Annotated in this window: 23 protein-coding genes; 14 read left to right on the top strand and 9 right to left on the bottom strand. The window is 63.6% G+C overall.

Features of this window, described 5'->3' with window-relative positions:
- The first annotated feature begins 33 nt into the window (after positions 1-33).
- The gene (gene prmB / locus AC05QJ_RS24045) at positions 34-942 is read left to right on the top strand and encodes a 50S ribosomal protein L3 N(5)-glutamine methyltransferase (protein WP_476743742.1); all 909 of its coding nucleotides are present in this window, start codon (positions 34-36) and stop codon (positions 940-942) included.
- A 37-nt stretch (positions 943-979) separates the two neighbouring features.
- On the opposite strand, the gene AC05QJ_RS24040 is transcribed toward prmB, so the two are convergent.
- Both AC05QJ_RS24040 and AC05QJ_RS24035 read right to left on the bottom strand, forming a co-directional pair.
- Positions 980-1,777: a hypothetical protein gene (locus tag AC05QJ_RS24040; protein WP_476743741.1), complete on the bottom strand. Its 798-nt coding sequence runs from the start codon at positions 1,775-1,777 to the stop codon at positions 980-982.
- A gap of 98 nt (positions 1,778-1,875) precedes the next feature.
- Complete coding sequence (locus AC05QJ_RS24035) at positions 1,876-2,832, bottom strand: alpha/beta hydrolase (RefSeq protein WP_476743740.1); 957 nt, start codon at positions 2,830-2,832, stop codon at positions 1,876-1,878.
- 136 nt (positions 2,833-2,968) lie between these two features.
- Here AC05QJ_RS24035 and aroC point away from each other — a divergent pair, with 136 nt between their 5' ends.
- Genes aroC through AC05QJ_RS24020 form a run of 3 tightly spaced genes read left to right on the top strand, consistent with a single transcriptional unit; the run spans position 2,969 to position 5,827 of the window.
- Positions 2,969-4,060, top strand: coding sequence for a chorismate synthase (aroC, locus tag AC05QJ_RS24030; RefSeq protein WP_476743739.1), 1,092 nt, complete (start codon positions 2,969-2,971; stop codon positions 4,058-4,060).
- Between the two features lie 38 nt (positions 4,061-4,098).
- On the top strand, positions 4,099-5,244 hold the full coding sequence (locus AC05QJ_RS24025; protein WP_476743738.1) for an MFS transporter: 1,146 nt from the start codon (positions 4,099-4,101) through the stop codon (positions 5,242-5,244).
- Between the two features lie 37 nt (positions 5,245-5,281).
- On the top strand, positions 5,282-5,827 hold the full coding sequence (locus AC05QJ_RS24020) for an acireductone dioxygenase (RefSeq protein WP_476743737.1): 546 nt from the start codon (positions 5,282-5,284) through the stop codon (positions 5,825-5,827).
- A 57-nt stretch (positions 5,828-5,884) separates the two neighbouring features.
- Here AC05QJ_RS24020 and AC05QJ_RS24015 read toward each other — a convergent pair whose 3' ends face one another.
- The gene (locus tag AC05QJ_RS24015) at positions 5,885-6,157 is read right to left on the bottom strand and encodes a DUF3509 domain-containing protein (protein ID WP_476743736.1); all 273 of its coding nucleotides are present in this window, start codon (positions 6,155-6,157) and stop codon (positions 5,885-5,887) included.
- 276 nt (positions 6,158-6,433) lie between these two features.
- Between AC05QJ_RS24015 and AC05QJ_RS24010 the strand changes: the two genes are divergently transcribed.
- Complete coding sequence (locus AC05QJ_RS24010) at positions 6,434-6,958, top strand: ankyrin repeat domain-containing protein (protein WP_476743735.1); 525 nt, start codon at positions 6,434-6,436, stop codon at positions 6,956-6,958.
- A gap of 61 nt (positions 6,959-7,019) precedes the next feature.
- Positions 7,020-7,550, top strand: coding sequence for a hypothetical protein (locus AC05QJ_RS24005; RefSeq protein ID WP_476743734.1), 531 nt, complete (start codon positions 7,020-7,022; stop codon positions 7,548-7,550).
- Here the strand turns inward: AC05QJ_RS24005 and AC05QJ_RS24000 are convergent.
- Entirely contained in the window at positions 7,547-8,488 is a 942-nt protein-coding gene (locus AC05QJ_RS24000; RefSeq protein WP_476743733.1) for a ZIP family metal transporter, read from the bottom strand. The genes AC05QJ_RS24005 and AC05QJ_RS24000 overlap by 4 nt on opposite strands.
- Before the next feature lie 126 nt (positions 8,489-8,614).
- Here AC05QJ_RS24000 and AC05QJ_RS23995 point away from each other — a divergent pair, with 126 nt between their 5' ends.
- Complete coding sequence (locus tag AC05QJ_RS23995) at positions 8,615-8,806, top strand: PLDc N-terminal domain-containing protein (protein ID WP_476743732.1); 192 nt, start codon at positions 8,615-8,617, stop codon at positions 8,804-8,806.
- A gap of 4 nt (positions 8,807-8,810) precedes the next feature.
- On the opposite strand, the gene AC05QJ_RS23990 is transcribed toward AC05QJ_RS23995, so the two are convergent.
- Positions 8,811-9,284 carry a methylated-DNA--[protein]-cysteine S-methyltransferase gene (locus AC05QJ_RS23990; RefSeq protein ID WP_476743731.1) on the bottom strand — a complete coding sequence of 158 codons (474 nt, stop codon included), beginning with the start codon at positions 9,282-9,284 and terminating at the stop codon, positions 8,811-8,813.
- A 210-nt stretch (positions 9,285-9,494) separates the two neighbouring features.
- Here AC05QJ_RS23990 and AC05QJ_RS23985 point away from each other — a divergent pair, with 210 nt between their 5' ends.
- From AC05QJ_RS23985 to AC05QJ_RS23960, 6 genes are all read left to right on the top strand, one after another.
- Positions 9,495-11,558 carry an LTA synthase family protein gene (locus tag AC05QJ_RS23985; RefSeq protein ID WP_476743730.1) on the top strand — a complete coding sequence of 688 codons (2,064 nt, stop codon included), beginning with the start codon at positions 9,495-9,497 and terminating at the stop codon, positions 11,556-11,558.
- Positions 11,559-11,714: 156 nt separating this feature from the next.
- The gene (locus tag AC05QJ_RS23980) at positions 11,715-11,951 is read left to right on the top strand and encodes a hypothetical protein (RefSeq protein WP_476743729.1); all 237 of its coding nucleotides are present in this window, start codon (positions 11,715-11,717) and stop codon (positions 11,949-11,951) included.
- A gap of 178 nt (positions 11,952-12,129) precedes the next feature.
- Entirely contained in the window at positions 12,130-12,459 is a 330-nt protein-coding gene (locus AC05QJ_RS23975; RefSeq protein ID WP_476743728.1) for a ribonuclease E inhibitor RraB, read from the top strand.
- Between the two features lie 200 nt (positions 12,460-12,659).
- Positions 12,660-14,069, top strand: coding sequence for a circularly permuted type 2 ATP-grasp protein (locus AC05QJ_RS23970; RefSeq protein WP_476743727.1), 1,410 nt, complete (start codon positions 12,660-12,662; stop codon positions 14,067-14,069).
- 3 nt (positions 14,070-14,072) lie between these two features.
- Entirely contained in the window at positions 14,073-15,023 is a 951-nt protein-coding gene (locus AC05QJ_RS23965) for an alpha-E domain-containing protein (RefSeq protein WP_476743726.1), read from the top strand.
- Complete coding sequence (locus AC05QJ_RS23960) at positions 15,020-15,814, top strand: transglutaminase family protein (protein WP_476743725.1); 795 nt, start codon at positions 15,020-15,022, stop codon at positions 15,812-15,814. The genes AC05QJ_RS23965 and AC05QJ_RS23960 overlap by 4 nt, the downstream gene beginning before the upstream one ends.
- A 3-nt stretch (positions 15,815-15,817) precedes the next feature.
- Here the strand turns inward: AC05QJ_RS23960 and AC05QJ_RS23955 are convergent, their stop codons facing one another.
- Positions 15,818-16,618 (bottom strand): c-type cytochrome, encoded by an 801-nt coding sequence (locus tag AC05QJ_RS23955; protein ID WP_476743724.1) that lies wholly within the window; start codon positions 16,616-16,618, stop codon positions 15,818-15,820.
- A 519-nt stretch (positions 16,619-17,137) separates the two neighbouring features.
- On the opposite strand from AC05QJ_RS23955, the gene AC05QJ_RS23950 reads away from it, so the two are divergent.
- A complete protein-coding gene (locus AC05QJ_RS23950; RefSeq protein ID WP_476743723.1) occupies positions 17,138-17,866 on the top strand; it encodes an amidotransferase in 729 nt (242 codons plus the stop codon).
- On the opposite strand, the gene AC05QJ_RS23945 is transcribed toward AC05QJ_RS23950, so the two are convergent.
- The 3 genes from AC05QJ_RS23945 to AC05QJ_RS23935 all read right to left on the bottom strand — a co-directional run bounded on the left by AC05QJ_RS23945 (position 17,844) and on the right by AC05QJ_RS23935 (position 20,418).
- Entirely contained in the window at positions 17,844-18,815 is a 972-nt protein-coding gene (locus tag AC05QJ_RS23945) for a magnesium and cobalt transport protein CorA (RefSeq protein ID WP_476743722.1), read from the bottom strand. The two genes, AC05QJ_RS23950 and AC05QJ_RS23945, sit on opposite strands and share 23 nt — an antisense overlap.
- 67 nt (positions 18,816-18,882) lie before the next feature.
- Positions 18,883-19,605, bottom strand: coding sequence for a lysophospholipid acyltransferase family protein (locus tag AC05QJ_RS23940; RefSeq protein WP_476743721.1), 723 nt, complete (start codon positions 19,603-19,605; stop codon positions 18,883-18,885).
- Between the two features lie 123 nt (positions 19,606-19,728).
- Positions 19,729-20,418 carry a crotonase/enoyl-CoA hydratase family protein gene (locus tag AC05QJ_RS23935; protein WP_476743720.1) on the bottom strand — a complete coding sequence of 230 codons (690 nt, stop codon included), beginning with the start codon at positions 20,416-20,418 and terminating at the stop codon, positions 19,729-19,731.
- Between the last annotated feature and the right edge of the window lie 93 nt (positions 20,419-20,511).

Raw genomic sequence — 20,511 nt, 5'->3', positions numbered from 1 at the left:
TAGAATCACCGGTCGTCTTTCAAGGAGTCTGCCGTGATCACTTCTCGCCTGCGCACGTTGCGCGACCATATCCGCTGGGCCGTCAGCCGGTTCCATGAGCACGACCTGTTCTTCGGGCATGGTGCCGACAATGCCTGGGACGAGGCGCGGCTGCTGGTGCTCGGCTCGGTTCACCTGCCCTGGGAAGTCGCCGACAGCTACCTCGACTGCCGCCTGGAAGACGACGAGCTGGTCAAGCTGCAGCGCCTGCTCAAGCGTCGTATCGAAGACCGCGTGCCGACCGCCTATCTGCTGGGCGAAGCCTGGTTCTGCGGCATGTCGTTCATTGTCGACGAGCGCGTGCTGGTGCCACGTTCGCCCATTGGCGAACTGATCGAAAAACGTTTCGAACCGTGGCTGGCCGATGAGCCAGCACGGATTCTCGACCTGTGCACAGGTTCCGGCTGCATCGGCATCGTGAGCGCCGAGGTGTTCCCCGAGGCCGAGGTGGTATTGGCCGACCTGTCCTTCGACGCCCTCGAGGTCGCCAACCAGAACATCGAGCGACATGGCCTGGAAGAGCGTGTCTTCACCGTCCAGGGCGATGGTTTCTCGGGTTTGCCGGGCCAGCGCTTCGATCTGATCCTGTCCAACCCGCCGTATGTCGACGCCGAGGATTTCGCCGACATGCCGGCTGAGTATCACCACGAGCCGGAGCTTGGCCTGGCCTGTGGCAACGATGGTCTGGACCTGGTGCGGCGGATGCTGGCCGAAGCAGCGGACCACCTGACCGAGAAGGGCTTGCTGATCGTCGAGGTGGGCAACAGCCAGGTTCACGTCGAACAGCTGTACCCGGAAGTGGACTTCGCCTGGCTGGAGTTCGAGCGCGGCGGCCACGGGGTGTTCATGCTCACCGCCGAGCAATGCCGCCAGCATCAGGCACTGTTCGCGTCTCGCGTGTGACCTTGCGCGGGGCCGCGACGGCCCCGCGATTTTCCGTTTAGCGGTGGGTGGCGATCCAGATCAGTAGACCGGCCTGGAACACCGCGAAGGCCACCAGGCAAGTGATGGTGAAGCGCAGGCCGCTGTCTTCGCGTCGGTACTTGGAGACACGCTCGTCGCGCTCGCGCAGTTGCGCTTCCTTCTCCTGCAGTTTCTGCTCGGCCTGCTGCAGCATGTTGGCGGCGTCGATGATCTCGACCCGCTGCAGCTTGTCGGTATTCCAGCCGCCTTTCAATTCGCCCACCTGGCGTTCGACGTAGCGCCCCTTGAGGTGCTGGGCGTCGGCGTACTCCACTTCGATGCCATGGCTGCGCAACACATGATCGCGGCGCAGGCGGGTGTCTTCGTTGAGCGCATCCTTGTTGGCCAGGGCGCCGCCTTCGAGGCGGTAGTGCGACCACTTGCGCTGCGCCCACTGCACGGCCTGGGCGAGCAGGAAGCGACCGATGCCGCGGTTCAGGGGCTCGATCTGCAGGCCGCTGTCGGGGCCGATGGTCACCAGGCGATGCTCATGGTCGACGCGGATATCCAGGGTGTTCTGTTCCTTGCGCACTTTCTGCCCGGGCAGGCGGATCTCCAGGCGCAGCAGGCTGTGTTCCTTGCTGTGACGCTCGGCATAGCCGAACTGGACGAAGCGCAGCGGGCGGGCACCGCTGTTGCGGTCGGTCGGCAGCGGCGCCAGACGCAACAACTGGAAATGTTCGGGGGCCAGATCCGCCCAGGGCAGCGGGGCGGGTTCCGGAGCAACCGGTTCGTCGGTCGCTTCGGCAGCGTCCTGGGTAGGGGCATCAGTCATCACGGCGGTCCTCTTCTAGTACGCGACAGGCAGCCAGCAGCGGCCATGCCTGCATCGGTTCTATCGGCCGGTTCGCCGAGGACTGGAGCCTGATTTGTTCACCCGGATGACAACTGGCGCACAAAAGCGACGATCCGTCGGCCCAGCTCGCTGGCCAGCGGCAGTTCCGGGTTGGTGTAGCTGTCGCGCTGTTGGCCGATGCCTGGCGGGCTGATGCGCAGCATGTGGTTCATGCCATCGATCAGTGCCAGTTCTGCATCGGGGCGGGCGGCCTGCAGGGCGCGGGCGTCGGCCGGACTGACCTGGATGTCGTTGCGACCCTGGATGATCAGTGCCGGAACCTTCAGTCGGCCGAAGGCGGCGGCCGGGTCCTGGCGGAACAGGGAAATCAGGTAGGGCTGTACGCTGGGGCGAAAGACGCTGTGCAGTCCCGGTGGCACGACGTCACTCTGCTGGCCGTGCTTGAGTTGATCGATCAGGACCAGGCTGCGTTTCAGTTCGGCCGGTGGCAGGCGTTCGCCAAGTTGCTCGCGCAGGACCTGGTCCACCGGGCGCCCGCTGCCGGCCAGGGCGATCACCGCGCCGGCACCGGATTGCGGGGCGGCGAGGCTGGCGATCAGTGCGCCTTCGCTGTGGCCGAGCAGCACCAGCGGGCCGAAGCGCGGGTCGGCCTTGATCTTGTGGCTCCAGGCTACTGCATCGGCGACATAGCGCTCGACGCTCAGCGTCCGCTCGTCCGGCGCCGCCGGCAGGCTCTCGGCAACCCCGCGCTTGTCGTAGCGCACGCTGGCAATGCCCTGGGCGGCCAGTTGCAGGGCCAGGCGCTTGAGGATATCGATGCGCCCGACCGCCGGGTTGTTGCCGTCGCGGTCGGTGGGGCCGGAGCCGGCGATGATCAGCACCACCGGTGGCGGAGTATCGGTTCGCGGCAGCAGCAGGCTGCCGTGCAGCACACCCTGGCCGGTGTCGAGACTGACCGGGCGCTGGAACACGGCGGGAGCGGCCTGGGCCAGGCAGGAGGCGAACAGCAGGAACAGGATGGCAAGGCGCGGCATCGTCGGGCTACACGGGACAGGATGCCGATTCGACCGGAGGCTCCGAATAAGGTTCGCCGCCAGGGATGAACTGAAGGGTTCGCCTGCGTATACTGGCGGCCTTGTTCAAATCAGGCTGATTCGCGGAGCGTCCTGCATGTCCGGCAATACCTACGGCAAGCTGTTCACTGTCACCACCGCTGGCGAAAGCCATGGTCCGGCGTTGGTCGCCATTGTCGATGGCTGCCCGCCAGGCCTGGAGATTTCGCTGGAAGACCTGCAGCGCGACCTGGACCGGCGCAAGCCCGGCACCAGCCGCCACACCACCCAGCGCCAGGAAGCCGACGAGGTCGAGATCCTCTCGGGCGTTTTCGAAGGCCGTACCACCGGCTGCGCCATCGGCCTGCTGATCCGCAACACCGACCAGAAGTCCAAGGACTACTCGGCGATCAAGGATCTGTTCCGCCCGGCCCATGCCGACTACACCTACCACCACAAGTATGGCGAGCGCGACTACCGTGGCGGCGGCCGCAGTTCGGCGCGGGAAACCGCCATGCGCGTGGCTGCCGGCGCCATCGCCAAGAAATACCTGGCCAGCCAGGGTATCCGCATCCGCGGCTACATGAGCCAGCTCGGCCCGATCGAGATCCCGTTCAAGACCTGGGATTCGGTGGAAGAAAACGCCTTCTTCAGCCCCGACCCGGACAAGGTGCCGGAGCTGGAGGCCTACATGGACCAGTTGCGTCGTGACCAGGATTCGGTGGGCGCGAAGATCACCGTGGTTGCCGAAGGCGTGATGCCGGGCCTGGGTGAGCCGATCTTCGACCGTCTGGACGCCGAGCTGGCCCACGCGCTGATGAGCATCAACGCGGTCAAGGGCGTCGAGATCGGTGCCGGTTTTGCCTCGGTCGCCCAGCGGGGTACCGAGCACCGCGACGAGCTGACGCCGGAAGGCTTCCTCAGCAACAACGCCGGCGGCATCCTCGGTGGTATTTCCTCTGGCCAGCCGATCGTCGCCCATCTGGCGCTCAAGCCGACCTCCAGCATCACCACCCCGGGCCGCTCGATCGACAAGGACGGCAACCCGGTGGAAGTCATCACCAAGGGGCGTCACGACCCTTGCGTGGGGATCCGCGCCACGCCGATCGCCGAGGCGATGATGGCTATCGTGTTGATGGACCACCTGTTGCGTCATCGCGGCCAGAATGCCGATGTCCGGGTAAGCACGCCGGTCCTGGGCCAGCGCTGATGCCCCGCACCACCCCTTGCGCCACGGCTTGCTGAGCCGTGGCGCTTCCTTACTGGCGGCTGTCCAGTTTCTACCTGTTCTATTTCGCCCTGCTCGGTTCTACCGCGCCGTTCCTGGCGCTGTATTTCGATCATCTCGGGTTTTCCAGCGCACGCATTGGCGAGCTGGTGGCGATCCCCATGCTGATGCGCTGTGTGGCGCCGAACCTGTGGGGCTGGCTGGGTGACCGCAGTGGCCAACGGCTGCTGATCGTGCGCCTGGGCGCACTCTGTACCCTGGGCAGTTTCGCGCTGATTTTCGTCGACAAGAGCTATGCGTGGCTGGCGCTGGTCATGGCCCTGCACGCATTCTTCTGGCACGCCGTGCTGCCGCAGTTCGAAGTCATTACCCTGGCCCATCTGCAAGGCCAGACGGGGCGCTACAGCCAGGTAAGGCTCTGGGGTTCGATCGGCTTCATCCTGACCGTGGTGGGATTGGGGCGCCTGTTCGAGTGGCTGAGCCTGGATATCTACCCGGTGGCGTTGGTGTGCATCATGGCCGGGATCGTCCTGGCCAGCCTGTGGGTGCCCAACGCCCAGCCGGCCGAATCCACCGAGCGGCCGGCGGGGGGCGGCTTCATCAAGCAACTGACCCGCCCCGGTGTGCTTGCTTTCTACGTCTGCGTGGCGCTGATGCAACTGAGCCACGGACCGTACTACACCTTCCTGACCCTTCATCTGGAAAGCCTTGGCTACAGCCGAGGTATCATCGGCATGCTCTGGGCCCTGGGCGTGCTGGCCGAAGTGCTGCTGTTCGTGGTCATGAGCCGGATCCTGGCGCGGGTGTCGTTACGCCGCGTGCTGCTGGCGAGCTTCCTGCTGGGCGCGCTGCGCTGGGTACTGCTGGGCAGCTTCGCCGAACACCTGGCGGTACTGCTGTTTGCCCAGTTGCTGCATGCGGCCACCTTCGGCGCCTTCCATGCCTCGTGCATCGCCTTCGTCCAGCGCAGCTTCGGCGCGCGCCAGCAGGGCCAGGGCCAGGCGTTCTATGCTGCGTTGTCCGGCACCGGCGGCGCGCTGGGTGCGCTGTATGCCGGCTATAGCTGGAAAGCGCTGGGGCCCGGTATCACCTTTAGTATTGCCAGCGTCGCGGCGCTGGTCGCAGCCGTTATCATTGCGACCCGGTTGAAAGAGGACGCTGCCTGAGCGTTCGCACCACGTCTTGAAAGAACAGGAGTTGCCCTTGAGCATCCTCAGCGTTTATCACCAGTCCAGCCCCGATACCCCCAACAAAGTCCTGACCCATGGCGACGACATCGCTGCCACGCTGGCCGAGCAGGGTGTGCGCTTCGAACAGCGGGAACTGGCCGAGCGGATTCGTCCGGGGACAGCCGTAGAGGAGGTGCTGGCCACGCTGGGCAGTCAGCTCGACGCTGCGAAAGGTGACTTCGCTGTGGTCGAAGCGCTCAGTGTCAATCCCGAGCATCCGCAGAAGGAAGAACTGCGCGCTGGCTGGATCGACGAGCGCCGCCACACGGGCGAGGGCGTGCACTTTTTCGTCAGCGGACGAGGCTTGCTGAACCTGCGGATCGGCGAATACGTCTATGCGCTGGTGGGGGAGCGGGGTGACCTGGTCGGCGTTCCGGCGAGGGCGGCGCACTGGCTGGACATCGGCGAGCAACCCAATCTGCTGCTGCTGCAATGGTTCGTGAACGAGGACGGGCGGACGGTCGAATTCACGGGTGATGACAGCGCCCGTCTGTACCCCGGGCTGGACGACACCTTCTAAGCCATCATCACTGCGGTTCGGCGTGTCGGGCAACCGAACCGCAGCGCTGTGCGGCGGTCAGCGGTAGGTTGGCAGCGCGAACCGTTGCTGACTCTGCAGCATCGAGATCACCGGCAACTCGCTGGCTTGTTCCGCCAGATCACGGCGAATGGCGCTGATGGCCCACGACAGCTGTTCAGCATTGTGCAGTTGGCCATACGAGATCGAGCGCTTGACCTGTTTGCCGTCGGCGGCCTTGAGGGTCAGCAGGATGCCGCCGTCCGGGCGGGGTTGAGTGGTGACCTGGTAGGCGGAGAAGACCGAGGCGAATTTTTCCTGAATGAGGTCCATATCAGCTCCTGGCTGTGGGGTGGCAGACATGGAGTGACAGGTGCAGCGACTGTGCCAGTTTTTCTTTTGTTAAAAACTCCTTATAAATCAATGTCTTAAGTTTATTTCTGGGAGAAGGCTCCGTGCATTGTGCAAGGTCGTGCAATTTGCACAGTGCATTTTGCAAGGTTGCTGCGCCAGCCATCCTTTTCTGTCAGAAGAATGGAATTTATCCACTCGTGCATCGGACAAAATCCTCACAGAGCGTTTGGCTTTATTCAGACCAGGAGGTTCCTCATGTCCGATCAACGTCAACCGATCACGATGGATGCCGATGAAGCGGCTGCGTTTGCTGCCGCGGTTTTCGACCAGGCCCGTCAAGGCGATGCACACATGCTCGGGCGGCTTCTGGAAAGCGGCGTGCCGGCCAACCTGCGCAATCACAAGGGCGATACCTTGCTGATGCTCGCCACCTATCACGGTCATCTCGACGCGGTCCGTGTGCTGTTGCGACACGGCGCCGATCCTTCGATCGCCAATGACAAAGGCCAGTTGCCGCTGGCCGGCGCGGCGTTCAAGGGAGACTTGGGGATGGTCCGCCTGTTGTTGGAGCACGGTGTCGATCCCGACGGCTGTGGCGACGACGGACGCACGGCGCTGATGATGGCGGCGATGTTCAACCGTACCGAGATCGTCGACTACTTGCTGCAACACGGCGCCGATCCGCGCCGCCAGGATGTTCGCGGTATCGATGCCCTGGGGGCGGCGCAGACCATGGGAGCACCCGATACCAGCGCGCAGCTGCAGACGCTGGTCGGTTAACGCCCGGGAGGCGTTTGCGGCTATCCTTGGCGACTTTTTTCCAGCGTCGCAGGGCCTTCCCATGAAAAACCAACTGGTCGAACTCATCGGCAAAATCAGTTCCGGCTGCATGACCGAACAGGATATCGAGCGGATCGCCGACGAAGCGGCGCAGGCCTATGCCGATCCCCAGGCGTTTCTTGCCGCCAACCGCGATATCAACTACGACGACACCTTCCCCATCCCGCTGGGCGAGTGGGTGGTAGTCGGCAGCCTGCCGGACACCGTGCTGTTCCAGGCCGATACCTACCCGGACCTGCTCACCTGCATCAGCGACTCGTTCGACAAGAGCGTGCCCTTCAACATCAAGCCCAAGCAACTGGCCAAGGTCGAGCCGCTGACCGCGCTCAACCGGATCCAGATCCAGATGGGCAGCATGAACAAGGAAGCCGGTGGCTATGTGCTGATGAACTTCAGCCAGTTGCTGGACGACGAGTTGCAGATGGTACTGGTCTGCGGCAATGACCTGCCGCGGGTGCTGGAGCTGTGCGCCGAACTGAACATCGCCGCAGCGCCGGCCCTGGAGGCGCTGCGGGTCGCGGTCCACGTTTAACCCAGGGCGGTATCGAGGAACATCATCACCGCAAAGCCACCCATCAGGCCGAGGGTCGCCGAGGTCTGGTGGCCGTTGCGGTGGGTCTCCGGGATGACTTCGTGGGATACCACGAAAATCATCGCTCCTGCTGCCAGGCCCATGCTGACGGGATAGGCAAGGGCGAAGCCGCTGGAAATCCCCAGGCCGATCACCGCGCCGATGGGCTCCATCAGACCCGAGCCGATCGCCACCAGCGCCGCCTTGAGGTTGGACAGTCCGGTGGCGCGCAGGGCCAGGGCCACCGCCAGGCCTTCGGGGATGTCCTGGATGGCGATGGCGCTGGTCAGCGGCAGGCCGACGTTCAGGTCGCCGTTGGTGAAGCTCACGCCGATGGCCATGCCTTCAGGCAGGTTGTGCAGGGTAATGGCCAGCACGAACAGCCAGACCCGATTGATGCGCTCCGCCTGCGGGCCGCAGGGTCCCGTGCTTTCATGTTCGTGAGGGGTGAAACGGTCGAGGCCGAGCATCAGCAGCACGCCCAGGCCCATGCCGATCACCACGGTCAGCGCGGCCGCCGGGCCGCTGCCGGTGATCTCCCGGGCGGCGTCGAGGCCTGGCAGGATCAGCGAGAACGAGCTTGCGGCCAGCATCATCCCGGCGGCGAAGCCGAGCATCACGTCCTGGGTGCGCGAGCTGACTTCGCGCAGCACCACCGCCAGCACCGCGCCGAGGGCCGTGGCGGAAAACCCGGCCAGGCCGCCGAGCATGGCCATGTGCAGGTTTTCCTGATGATCGCCGTGCACGGCGTTCCAGGCGCTGGCGCCCATCAGCCAGAGCACTGCCAGCAGGCTCAGGCCCAGGCCGGCGCTGAGCCAGGGCGTGGTCTGCGCCTGTTGCAGCCAGGCGCTGAACAGCGGAACGGGAGCGGACGTGCTGTGGCTGGACGATGGCGGCATGGGCGATTTCTCCGAAAGGCGATGAAGCGAGTGTAACCAGCCCGCAGGGGCCGGGCCGAGGCAAGCGCGTCTATCGGGCCGATAGCCAGCTATCCTCTGTTCACACTCTTGCATGGGAGCGTCATCATGGGTTCCACGTTCAACGGGCTTGCAGGCCTGATCATCCTCGCCCTGGATATCTGGGCCATCCTCAATGTGATCAAGAGCAGCGCCGGCGGAGGAGCCAAAGTGCTGTGGATCCTCCTGATCATTCTGCTGCCGGTCTTGGGCCTTATTATCTGGGCCATTGCCGGCCCGCGTGGCGACGTCCGTCTTTAGTGACTCAGATCAGCCAGGCGCCTTCGAGCTCCAGCAGCCGTTGCTTGCGCTCCAGGCCACCGGCGAAGCCGGTCAGGCTGCCGTTGCTGCCGATCACCCGGTGGCAGGGGACGATGACGGCGATGGGGTTGGCGCCGTTGGCCGTACCCACCGCCCGGATCGCCCTGGGTCGGCCGATGGTTCGTGCCAGTTCGGCGTATGTGGTGGTGGTGCCATAGGGAATGTTCACCAGAGCATGCCAGACCTCCTTCTGGAAGGGCGTTCCCCGCGCCGCCAGGCGCAGGTCGAAGCGCTCGCGCTTGTTGGCGAAATATTCGTCCAGTTGCCGCGCGACATCGTCCAGTTGGTTGTCCGCCTCGCGCCAGGTCGGGTTCAGTTCCCAGGGATGGGCGCTGTCCAGGTGCAGCAGGTGCAGCCCTTGCTCGTCGCCCGCCAGCAGCAGTTGGCCGATCGGACTGGGGTGGTAGCGGTAGAACATGAAGCCGGGCTCCTTGCGGGTGAGGGCAGTAAAGATAGCCTGATCCGACGCCTGGGTGTCCTCAACAGAATTTTCACAAACGATTGAAGACAATCCGCGCTCGCAATTATCCATTCGCCTTATGGCCCGGCTCGGGAGAGAATCGCCTCCTCGTTGCCGCCGCTTTGCGTCAACACTCCAATAACCAGAACCTCAGGGACCCTCCTTTTCATGGCTAAAACGGACGCCACGCGCCTGTCGCAACCTACGGTCAAATCACATCTGCTCTACACCTTGCTCTGTGGCCTGGCGATCATGGTCATGCTCAGCCTGGTGCGGCTGGCGCTGCTGGTCTACAACAGCGACATGATCGGCGATACGCCCTCGTCGACCGTGGCGGAGGGCTTCTTCAACGGCCTGCGTTTCGACTTGCGGGTGGTGGTCTACCTGAGCATCCCGCTGCTGCTGGCCATCCTGAGTGCCCGGGCCATGGCCGCGCGGGGCCTGTTCCGTCTGTGGCTGACCCTGACCTCGAGCATCGTGCTGTTCCTCGGTCTGGTGGAGATGGACTTCTACCGCGAGTTCCACCAGCGCCTGAACGGCCTGGTGTTCCAGTACATCAAGGAAGACCCGAAGACCGTCAGCAGCATGATCTGGTACGGTTTCCCGGTGGTGCGCTACCTGCTGGCGTGGGTCGGCGGCACCGTGCTGATGAGCCTGGCATTCAAGGGCATCGACCGTCTGACCCGGCCGCGCGGCCAGTACCAGAGCAACCTCGCCGGCGTGCGCAGCGTGGCGCCCTGGTACGTGCGGGGCGTGGTGTTCTTCATGATCCTGCTGGTGGCGGTGGCCGCCGCGCGTGGCACCCTGCGCCAGGGCCCGCCAATGCGCTGGGGTGATGCGTTCACCACGGACTCGAACTTCGTCAACCAGCTGGGCCTCAATGGCACGCTGACCCTGATCGATGCCGCCAAGAGCCGCATGTCCGAAGACCGCGACAACATCTGGAAGTCCACCCTCGATCCGCAGGTCGCTCTGGAGACTGTCCGCGGCATGCTGCTGACGCCTCATGACACGCTGGTTGACGCCGACAGCGCGGCGGTGCGTCGCGACTTCAACCCGCCGGCCGACAATACGTTGCCGATCAAGAACGTGGTCGTGATCCTGATGGAGAGTTTCGCCGGTCACTCGGTCGGCGCGCTGGGTGCCAAGGGCAACATCACCCCCTATTTCGACAAGCTGGCCGAGGAAGGTCTGCTGTTCGACCGCTTCTTCTCCAACGGCACCCATACCCACCAGGGCATGTTTGCCACCATGGCCTGCTTCCCCAACCTGCCGGGCTTCGAATACCTGATGCAGACCCCGGAAGGCAGCCACAAGCTGTCGGGCCTGCCGGCGCTGCTCAGTGCCCGCGACTTCGATGATGTCTACGTCTACAACGGTGACTTCGCCTGGGACAACCAGTCCGGCTTCTTCGGCAACCAGGGCATGACCACCTTCATCGGCCGTAACGACTTCGTCAATCCGGTGTTCTCCGATCCGACCTGGGGCGTGTCCGACCAGGACATGTTCGACCGCGGTGCCCAGGAGCTGGCTCACAACTACGGCAAGAAGCCGTTCTATGCCTTGCTCCAGACCCTGTCCAACCATACGCCGTACGCGCTGCCGAAGAACCTGCCGGTGGAGCCGGTTACCGGTTTCGGTCGCCTGGACGAGCATTTGACCGCCATGCGCTATTCCGACTGGGCCCTGGGCCAGTTCTTCGAAAAGGCGCGCAAGGAGCCTTATTTCAAGGAAACCCTGTTCGTGATCGTGGGTGACCACGGGTTCGGCAACAGCCAGCAGGTCACCGAAATGGACCTGGGCCGCTTCAACGTGCCGATGCTGATGATTGCGCCCGGCATTCAGGAGAAATTCGGCAAGCGCAACCACACCGTCGGCACCCAGATCGACATCGTGCCGACCATCATGGGCCGCCTGGGCGGTGACACCCGTCACCAGTGCTGGGGGCGCGACCTGCTCAATCTGCCGGAAGGCGACCAGGGCATCGGCATGGTCAAGCCATCTGGCAGTGACCAGAACGTCTTCCTGATCGAGGGTGATCGCATTCTCATCGAGTCGAAGGAGGCGGAGCCGCGCGTGTATCGCTACCAGCTGGGCAGTGAATTCAAGGCCGAGCGGATCGAGCCGGACGACAAGGCGCAGATGGTCAAGAAACTCGAGTCCTTTATCCAGACTGCGACCCAGAGCCTGCTGAACAACACGGCGGGCGTGGTCCACGGCGTTCCGGACTGATCGTCACCGTCTGTAGCGGTTTCACCCGAACCCCGGCCTGGCCGGGGTTTTTCATGCCTGCGCCAGCGTATCGGCCCACTTGAACAATGTGCCGGGTCCAGGGTCAACGGAAGACAGGCTGAAAACACTTTCTACATGCCATCGAGGACACGCCAGATGAAAGAGTGGGTAATCACCTTCGTTGACCAGAAGGGCGAACCTTCTTCCGTGCTGCTCGCTTCCCAGGACCGCCCCAGCATCGAGGATGCTGCCCGGCGGGTCAGGGGGCACCTGTTCCCGATCATGGATGAACTTGATCTCAACGATTTCCAGGACCGCGCCGATTGCCCTACCGCCAAGTGGCTGAAGGAGCAGAACGGGGTGGAAATCACCGCTATCAACGAAAGCTCCTGATTCGCTACCTGGGCTGGCAATGTGCCGCGCCAGCCACTACGCTGCTATGCAAGGCCGTCGGTTTTTCGCACCGGCCTTGACCGTTACTGCGACATCGCTACATCCGCTCTAGCGCCCCTGCGGGGGCATGTGCGTCTGCACTGAGAAGTCTATCCATCGTCATTGAGGAGGACGTTTCATGAGCAACATGTACGAGGACATCAGCAGCGCGGTGTTGCGCCGCATGAAAGAAGGCGGTTTCAACTTCGCCCAAATCCATCCCATCGAGTTTTACGCGGTTTTCCCGGACGAGGACCGGGCGCGCAGGGCAGCAGGCAAATTTCGTGGCGAGTCGTTATGCGCGCAGGTGCATGAAAGTGACGACGGCTGGCAACTGGAACTGAGCAAGATCATGTACGCCACTCATGGCGGCATCGGCGAATTCGAACAGGATTTCGAAGCCGTGGTCGCGCCGCTGGGCGGTGAAGCCCTGGGTTGGGGAGTCAAGCAGGAGCGCCCCGTGACCTGAAGCAATCCCCTGGGGTGGCCTGGCCGCCCCGGGGCCATCACGCTTCGCAATGAAGCGCTTGCCCCACGATAGTCGGCCTGGCTGCACATATCTGGTGCGGCGTCTTTTCAGTCAATCTCCAATCTCCTGATTTATAAGATTTTTTTCCGCTGGCACGGGCTTTGCGATGCTCCTTGGGCACGGGTGACAAGGAGTTCGGCATGATTCGCACGTTCTATGATGAGATGTACGCCGCCGACGGTCAGCTCCGTCCGCATTATCGGGAGTTTGCCCGCTGGCTGGCGGCAACACCGCCTGAACAGCTGGCGCAGCGCCGCCGCGAGGCCGACCTGCTGTTCCATCGCGCCGGCATTACCTTCACGCTGTACGGGGACGAACAGGGCACCGAGCGCCTGATTCCCTTCGACACTATTCCACGGGCCATCCCGGCCAGCGAGTGGCGGGTGGTGGAACGCGGTTGCATCCAGCGGGTGCGGGCGTTGAACCTGTTCCTCGCCGATCTGTACCACGAGCAGCGGATCATCCGCGCCGGCATCATCCCCGCCGAGCAGGTACTGGCCAACGACCAGTACCAACTGGCGATGCAGGGCTTGAACCTGCACCGTGGCATCTACGCACACATTTCCGGCGTCGACCTGGTGCGCGACGGCGATGGCAGCTATTACGTCCTCGAAGACAACCTGCGTACGCCCAGCGGTGTCAGCTACATGCTCGAAGACCGCAAGATGATGATGCGGCTGTTTCCCGAGCTGTTCGCCGCCCAGCGCATCGCGCCCATCGACCACTACCCGAACCTGCTGCTGGACACCCTGAAGAGCGCCAGTCCGCTGGACAACCCCAGTGTCGTGGTCCTCACCCCCGGACGCTTCAACAGCGCTTTTTTCGAGCACGCGTTCCTGGCCCGGGAAATGGGGGTGGAACTGGTGGAGGGAGCCGACCTGTTCGTCCGCGACGAGCGCGTCTTCATGCGCACCACCGGGGGCCCCAAGCCGGTGGATGTGATCTACCGGCGGCTGGATGACGCCTTCCTCGATCCGCTGGCCTTCAACCCCGAGTCCATGCTCGGTGTGCCCGGTCTGCTCTCGGCCTATCGCTGCGGCAACGTGGTGCTGGCCAATGCCATCGGCACGGGTGTAGCCGATGACAAATCGGTCTACCCCTACGTCACCGACATGATCCGTTTCTACCTCGACGAAGAACCCATCCTGAAGAACGTGCCGACCTGGCAGTGCCGCAAGCCCGAGGAGCTGTCCCACGTCCTGGCCAATCTGCCGGAGCTGGTGGTCAAGGAAACCCAGGGTTCGGGCGGCTACGGCATGCTGGTGGGGCCGGCCTCGACCAAGGCCGAGATTGCCGCGTTCGCCGAACGCATCAAGGCGCGCCCGGCGGCCTACATCGCCCAGCCGACCCTGTCGCTGTCCACTTGCCCGACCTTCGTCGAGAACGGCATCGCGCCACGGCACATCGACCTGCGCCCGTTCGTCCTGTCCGGTCGCGAGACCCGTGTGGTACCCGGCGGCCTGACCCGGGTGGCACTGCGCGAAGGCTCGCTGGTGGTGAACTCGTCCCAGGGGGGCGGTACCAAGGACACCTGGGTGGTCGAGGATTGAATCATGCTCAGTAGAACAGCTTCGGATCTGTACTGGATGTCGCGTTATCTGGAACGCGCGGAAAACCTCGCCCGGATGCTCGATGTCAGCTATTCGCTGTCGCTGATGCCGCAGGACGGCCGTGGTGACGGCCTGGACGAAATGGCCCTGGCGCTGCGCATCACCGGCACCCTCGACGACTACCTGGCCCGCCACGGCCAGTTGCACGCCGAACGGCTGTTACACTTCTTCGCCCTGGACCCGGAAAACCCTGCCAGCATCTACAGCTGCCTGGGCGCGGCGCGGGCGGCGGCCCATGCGGTACGCGGGCGGATTACCGCCGACATGTGGGAGAACATCAACGCCACCTGGCTGGAAATCCGTGGCATCGCCGAGCAAGGTCTGGGCCGCTACGGCATGAGCCGCTTCTGCGAGTGGATCAAGGAGCGCTCGCACCTGTTCCGCGGTGCTACCTACGGCACCATCATGCGCAACGATGCATTCCGCTTCATTCGCCTGGGCACCTTCATCGAGCGGGCCGACAACACCCTGCGCCTGCTCGACGCCCGCTACGAAATGTTCGGCGAGGAGGCCGAAACCGTCAGCGACAGCTCCGCCCGTGGTTACTACCAGTGGAGCGCTTTGCTCCGCGCCCTGTCCTCGTTCGAGGCCTATACCGAGATCTACCGCGATGCGCCCACCGCTCGCCATGTAGCCGAATTGCTGCTCCTGCGTGCCGATGTGCCCCGTTCACTGCGTGCCTGCACCGAAGAAATCGACCAGATCCTCGCCAGCCTGCCGGGCAGCAACGGCCGACCGGCCCAGCGCCTGGCGGCGGAAGTGGATGCCCGGCTGCGCTACACCGGCATCGACGAAATCCTCTCCCAGGGCCTGCATCCCTGGCTGAACCATTACATCCCGCTGGTCCGTGAACTGGGCAATGCCATCCACAGTGCTTACCTGGAGGTCGTATGAGACTGACCATTAGCCACGAAACCGCCTACCACTACGAAGACCAGGTGCGCACCAGCATCCAGTACCTGCGCCTGACCCCGCCAGACAACGAGCGCCAGCAGGTATTGCAATGGCAACTGGACCTGCCGCGCCCGGTCCAGGCGCGCCGCGATCCATTCGGCAATATCCTGCATGTGCTCAGCCTGGAGGAACCCCACGCCGACCTGCTGATCGCCGCGCGCGGCGAAGTGGAGATCGACCCCACTCGCGAGGCCGAGCACGAAGCGCAGTCGCCGCTGCCGTTCCTGCGTTTCACCCGCCTGACCGAGGCCGACGAGGCACTGCGTGACTTTGCCGAGCAACGCTGTGGCGCCCGGCGCGACCGCACTGCACTGATCGACCTGATGGGCGGTCTGCACGAGCGCATGGCCTATCGCCCCGGCAGCACCGCCGTGGAAACCAGTGCGGCCCAGGCGTTTGCCGGGGGAGCGGGCGTCTGCCAGGATCACACTCACGCGTTCATTGCCTGCGCCCGCAGCCTGCAGGTGCCGGCGCGCTACGTCTCCGGCTACCTGTTCGACAACGACAACCAGCACATGGCCAGCCATGCCTGGGCCGAAGCCTGGCTGGACGACGCCTGGTACAGCTTCGACGTGACCAACCAGCTTGCCGTACCCGAGCGGCACCTGAAGCTGGCGGTGGGCCTGGATTACCTGGATGCCTGTCCTGTGCGAGGCATGCGCCGTGGCGGCGGATATGAGCAGATGCACGCCAATGTGTTGGTCACCTCGGGGTTCGGTGCCCAGCAGTAGGGCTCAGGACTTGCGCTTGGCCATGTGCGCGAGATAGGCGAGCAGGGCGTCGAGGTCGGCGTCCGGCAGCACGCTCGTGCTGAAGCCGGGCATCCGCGCCTGCGGCCACTGGCGCAGGCTCTGCGGATCACGGATATAGCGGCGCAGGAACTCGGGGCGGAAGTATTCGGTAGGGTTGTGGGGCCGGTTCAGGTCCGGGCCGAACTCGGCATCGCCAGCGCCATTGAGGCGATGACAGGCCAGGCAGTTCTTCTGGAACAGGGCAAAGCCACGGCTGACCGGATCATTCGCCGCCAGCCCCGGCGCCGGACGCAGGGCCGGGAAGCGCTCTGCCACCGGCGCCAGGCGCCGGATGCTGGCAACCTGGAAAGGCCATTGCTCCGGGCTGATATTGCCCGCCTCGGGGTGAGTCCACACCAGGTAGAAGGGGCCGGCGCCGGGTTTGTCCTTGCCCAGTGGTGGCCACGGGTGTGCGGGGTCTTCGATCGCCAGCCAGGCCTTCGCGGGGCCGTTCTTGAGCAACGGTGCCGCAGGCATTTCCGCAGCGAAGCCATCAAGGGCCACCGCCTGCAAATGGTCATCCGGCGTGATGCCTTCGAGCAGGGCGGCCAGGGGCACGGCGCGATAGGTCATGGGTTTCTTGTAGGAGACATCCTGGTCGATGCGGATCGCCTGTGCCTGTGGGTGCTTGAGCAACGCCTCGGTTTGCCACTGTCTGCTGCCGTTGCCGAGGTCGAGGGTCAGTTGTGCCGCCGACAGCGGCAGGCTCAGGACACTGAGCAGCAAGGCGAGGCAAGGGCGCATGGCAAGTCTCCAACCAGTAAGGGTCGGCAGCATACACCAGAGCGGAGAAACGCCGGAAAGACGGGTCTTCAGCCGAACAGACGCGTGAGGTTCGGCAGGATCAGCAGCAAGGTGGTGGCGAACAGGATGAGCCCGGCCTGACGTACTTTGTGTTGTTTGAACATGGCTGACTGCCTTCTTGTTGTTATTCCTGCGAGCGGACGACGTCCCTGTACCGGGTCGCGGTAGCGTCTCTGTCGGACGTGTTTTCCGGACCTGCTGTTATGGGTATACAACCAACATGGCGCCTACGTTACCGCTCTTTTAGAACGCTTTCGTCTCTACTTTAGTCCTGTTAAGGCTTTTGCTTATGAGGCTTTATGCCATGGGTGGAGGACATGGCTGGCTAGACACACTCGTCCAGTACACACACGAATCGAAATGAAATGACCGTTCGTCTGAGCGAGCCCTTGATTGCCGCTCATATTCGCGGCACGCTTCGCCGGTGTTTTTTCACCACTGTCGTTCAGGGCCAAGTCTATGTCGTTACGCATCTGCATCCTGGAAACCGACGTCCTGCGACCTGAGCTGGTCGAGCAGTATCAGGGCTATGGACGGATGTTCGAGCAACTGTTTACCCGCCAGCCGATCGCCGCCGAATTCAGCGTCTACAACGTGATGAATGGGCATTATCCCGCTGCTGACGAAGTCTTCGATGCCTATCTGGTGACCGGCAGCAAGGCCGACTCCTTCGGTGACGATCCCTGGATCCACACCCTCAAGGCGTTTCTGCTGGATCGCTACCAGCGCGGCGACAAGTTGCTGGGGGTGTGCTTCGGCCACCAGTTGCTGGCGCTGTTGTTGGGTGGCAAGAGCGAACGGGCGACCCAGGGTTGGGGCGTTGGCACCCACCGCTATGTGATGGCGGCCAAGGCGCCGTGGATGAGCCCGCAGGTGGAAGAGCTGACCTTGCTGATCAGCCACCAGGACCAGGTGACCGCGCTGCCGGAAAACGCCACCGTCATCGCCTCCAGCGATTTCTGCCCTTACGCGGCGTATCACATCGGTGATCAGGTGCTGTGTTTCCAGGGCCACCCGGAATTCATCCACGATTACTCCCGGGCGCTGCTTGATTTGCGCAAGGAACATCTGGGTGAAGAGGTCCATCGCAAAGGCATCGACAGCCTGGGCGTGGACCACCAGGGCCAGACGGTTGCCGAATGGATGATGCGCTTCGTCGCCCAGCCTAGAGCCAGCCGGAACGCTTGAAACTGCTGTAGAGCGCGGTGCACCCCACCGCGATCACCCCCAGCACGGCGAAATAGCCGTAGTGCCAGCTCAGCTCCGGCATGTTCTGGAAGTTCATGCCGTAGATGCCCGCCACCGCGGTGGGAAACGCCAGGATCGCCGCCCAGGCGGCGAACTTGCGTTGCACGATGCTCTGCCGCGACGACTCCAGCAGCATGCCGATCTCGATGGTCTGGCTGGCGATGTCGCGGATGCCTGCCAGGTCCTCCATCTGCCGGGTGACGTGGATCTGCACGTCGCGAAAGTACGGGCGCATGTTCTTGTCGATGAAGGGGAAGGTCAGGCGCTGCAACTCCTCGCTGACTTCCACCATCGGCGCCACATAGCGGCGCAGCCGCAGAATGTCGCGGCGCAGGCCATGGATGCGGCGGATATCCGCTTCCTGCAGCGAGCCGCTGAGTACGCTTTGCTCCAGCTCCTCGATTTCGCCATGAATGGCTTCGCTCACTGGCTGGTAGTTTTCGGTGACGAAGTCGAGCAGGGCATAGAGCACGAAATCCTCACCGTGCTCGAGCAGCAACGGCCGTGCTTCGCAGCGCTGACGGACCAGGGCGTAGGATTTCGAGTGACCGTTACGGCAGGTGATGATGTAGCCGTTGCCGGCGAAGATATGGGTCTCGATGAACTCCAGCTTGCCCTCGTGGCGCACCGGCGAGTAGGTGACGATGAACAGGGCATCGCCGAACGTCTCCAGCTTGGGCCGGCTGTGCTTCTCCAGGGCATCTTCGATGGCCAGTTCATGCAGGTTGAATTGCCGTTGCAGGTTGGCCAGCTCCTGGGCGTTGGGTTCTTCCAGGCCGATCCAGACAAAATGCCCGGGCTTCCTGGCCCATTCGGCGCCCTCGTCGAGGCTGATATTGGTGATCTTCCTGCCGGCGCTGTACACCGCCGCTGCAACGACTCGACCCATGGTTGTCCATTTCTCCCCGTTAACTGTGACAGACAGCTTGGTCTGACCATGGCGAATCGGCAACTGCTCAGCCGCGGCCGGCCTCGCGATCCAGCAGGTCGATGCACGCCTGCATCTGGCTGCGGCATTGTTCCATCAGTGCAGGAATGTCCTGCTGGCTGAGGCCGACGGTGGGGATCGGCGGCAACGAGCGGATCATCACGCGCTGTCGACGCCAGCCATTGAGATTCAAGCGTCCGGCATAGCGACTGGCGCACACCGGCACGATCGGGACGCCCGCGTCGATGGCCATGTGGAAGGCGCCTTTCTTGAACGGCCTCAGTTGCGCATCGGGGTTGCGCGTGCCTTCCGGGAAGATCCAGATGGAGGTGTCTTTTTCCCGCAGGGTGCGCGTGGTGGTCTGGATGGCGCGGCGCGCCTGCCAGGCATTGCCGCGGTCTACCAGTACATTGCCGCCGAGCCAGAACAGCTGGCCGAACAGTGGAATCCAGCCGAGGCTTTTCTTGCCGATGCACACGGTGCGGGGCGGTACCACATGGCCGAGCACGAACAGGTCGAAGTTGGACTGATGGTTGGCGATGATCACGCAACCGGGTGGCTGGTCGAACAGTGGGCCGACGTCTGCCTCGACCTTCAGCCGCAGCAGCCAACTGGACGGCCAGGCATACAGGCGGGCATAGAGCCGGCTGTTATCGGGGTTGAAGGGGCGGCACAGGCCGATGACCAGACCGATCAGGCCCACCAGGATGAAATGGAGGGCCAGCACCAGCATGCGAGGAAGAAAGAGCATCGTACGACTCACTCGACAAAACGCGAGGCAGTGTACGGTTGTGCACCGACGGCGGCAAACGTCCTGTGTGACGAATGAGCGCAGGAAGGGGCCGGAGCTGTCGCTGCCCGGCCCCTGATGGATTCAGCCGAGGTGTTCCTGGTCGCGGATGATCGCGTCGTCCAGAAGCTCCAGCAGTGCCTTTCGGACTTTGAGCTTGGTGTGTTTGTGGGCGCTCATGTTGATCTTCTTCAACTGCCGTGCGGCGGCCAGGGCAGCCTCGGCCAGTTGCTCGGCAGGCACTACCTTGTCGAGGAAGCCGGCATTGACGGCGCTGGCCGGGTCGAACATCTCGGCGTTGATCACCGAACGCTGGAAGGCGGCGAGGCTCAGGCGGTCACGGGCCAGCTCGATGCCGGCGTGGTGCATGGTCATGCCGATCTGCACTTCGTTCAGGCCGATGCTGAACGGCCCTTCGACGCCGATCCGGTAGTCAGCCGACAACAACAGGAACGCACCCTTGGCCACCGCGTGGCCGGGGCAGGCGACGATGATCGGGAACGGGTGGGAAAGCATGCGCCGGGCCAGGGTCGAGCCGGCGGTGACCAGGGCGACAGCGGCTTGCGGGCTGGCGGTCATCACCTTGAGGTCATAGCCGCCGGACAGGATGCCCGGCTGGCCGGTGATGATGACCACGGCGCGGTCTTCGGCAGCACGGTCCAGGGCTGCGTTGAACGCCGCGACCACATCGGGGGAAATGGCATTGACCTTGCCGTTGTTGAGGGTCAGTGTCGCGATGCCATCTTCGAGGTGGTAGGTAATCAGCTCGCTCATGACAGGGTTCCTTATAAGGATAGAAGTGGCGAAGAAGTGGCAAGACGTTACCCAGCCATTGCAGTCAGGTAAAGCACGAAGACTGACCGACGG

It is taken from the genome of Pseudomonas sp. TUM25319 (assembly GCF_056388475.1).
Note: the sequence above shows the minus strand (reverse complement) of the source record. Positions and strands in the feature narration are given on the sequence as shown.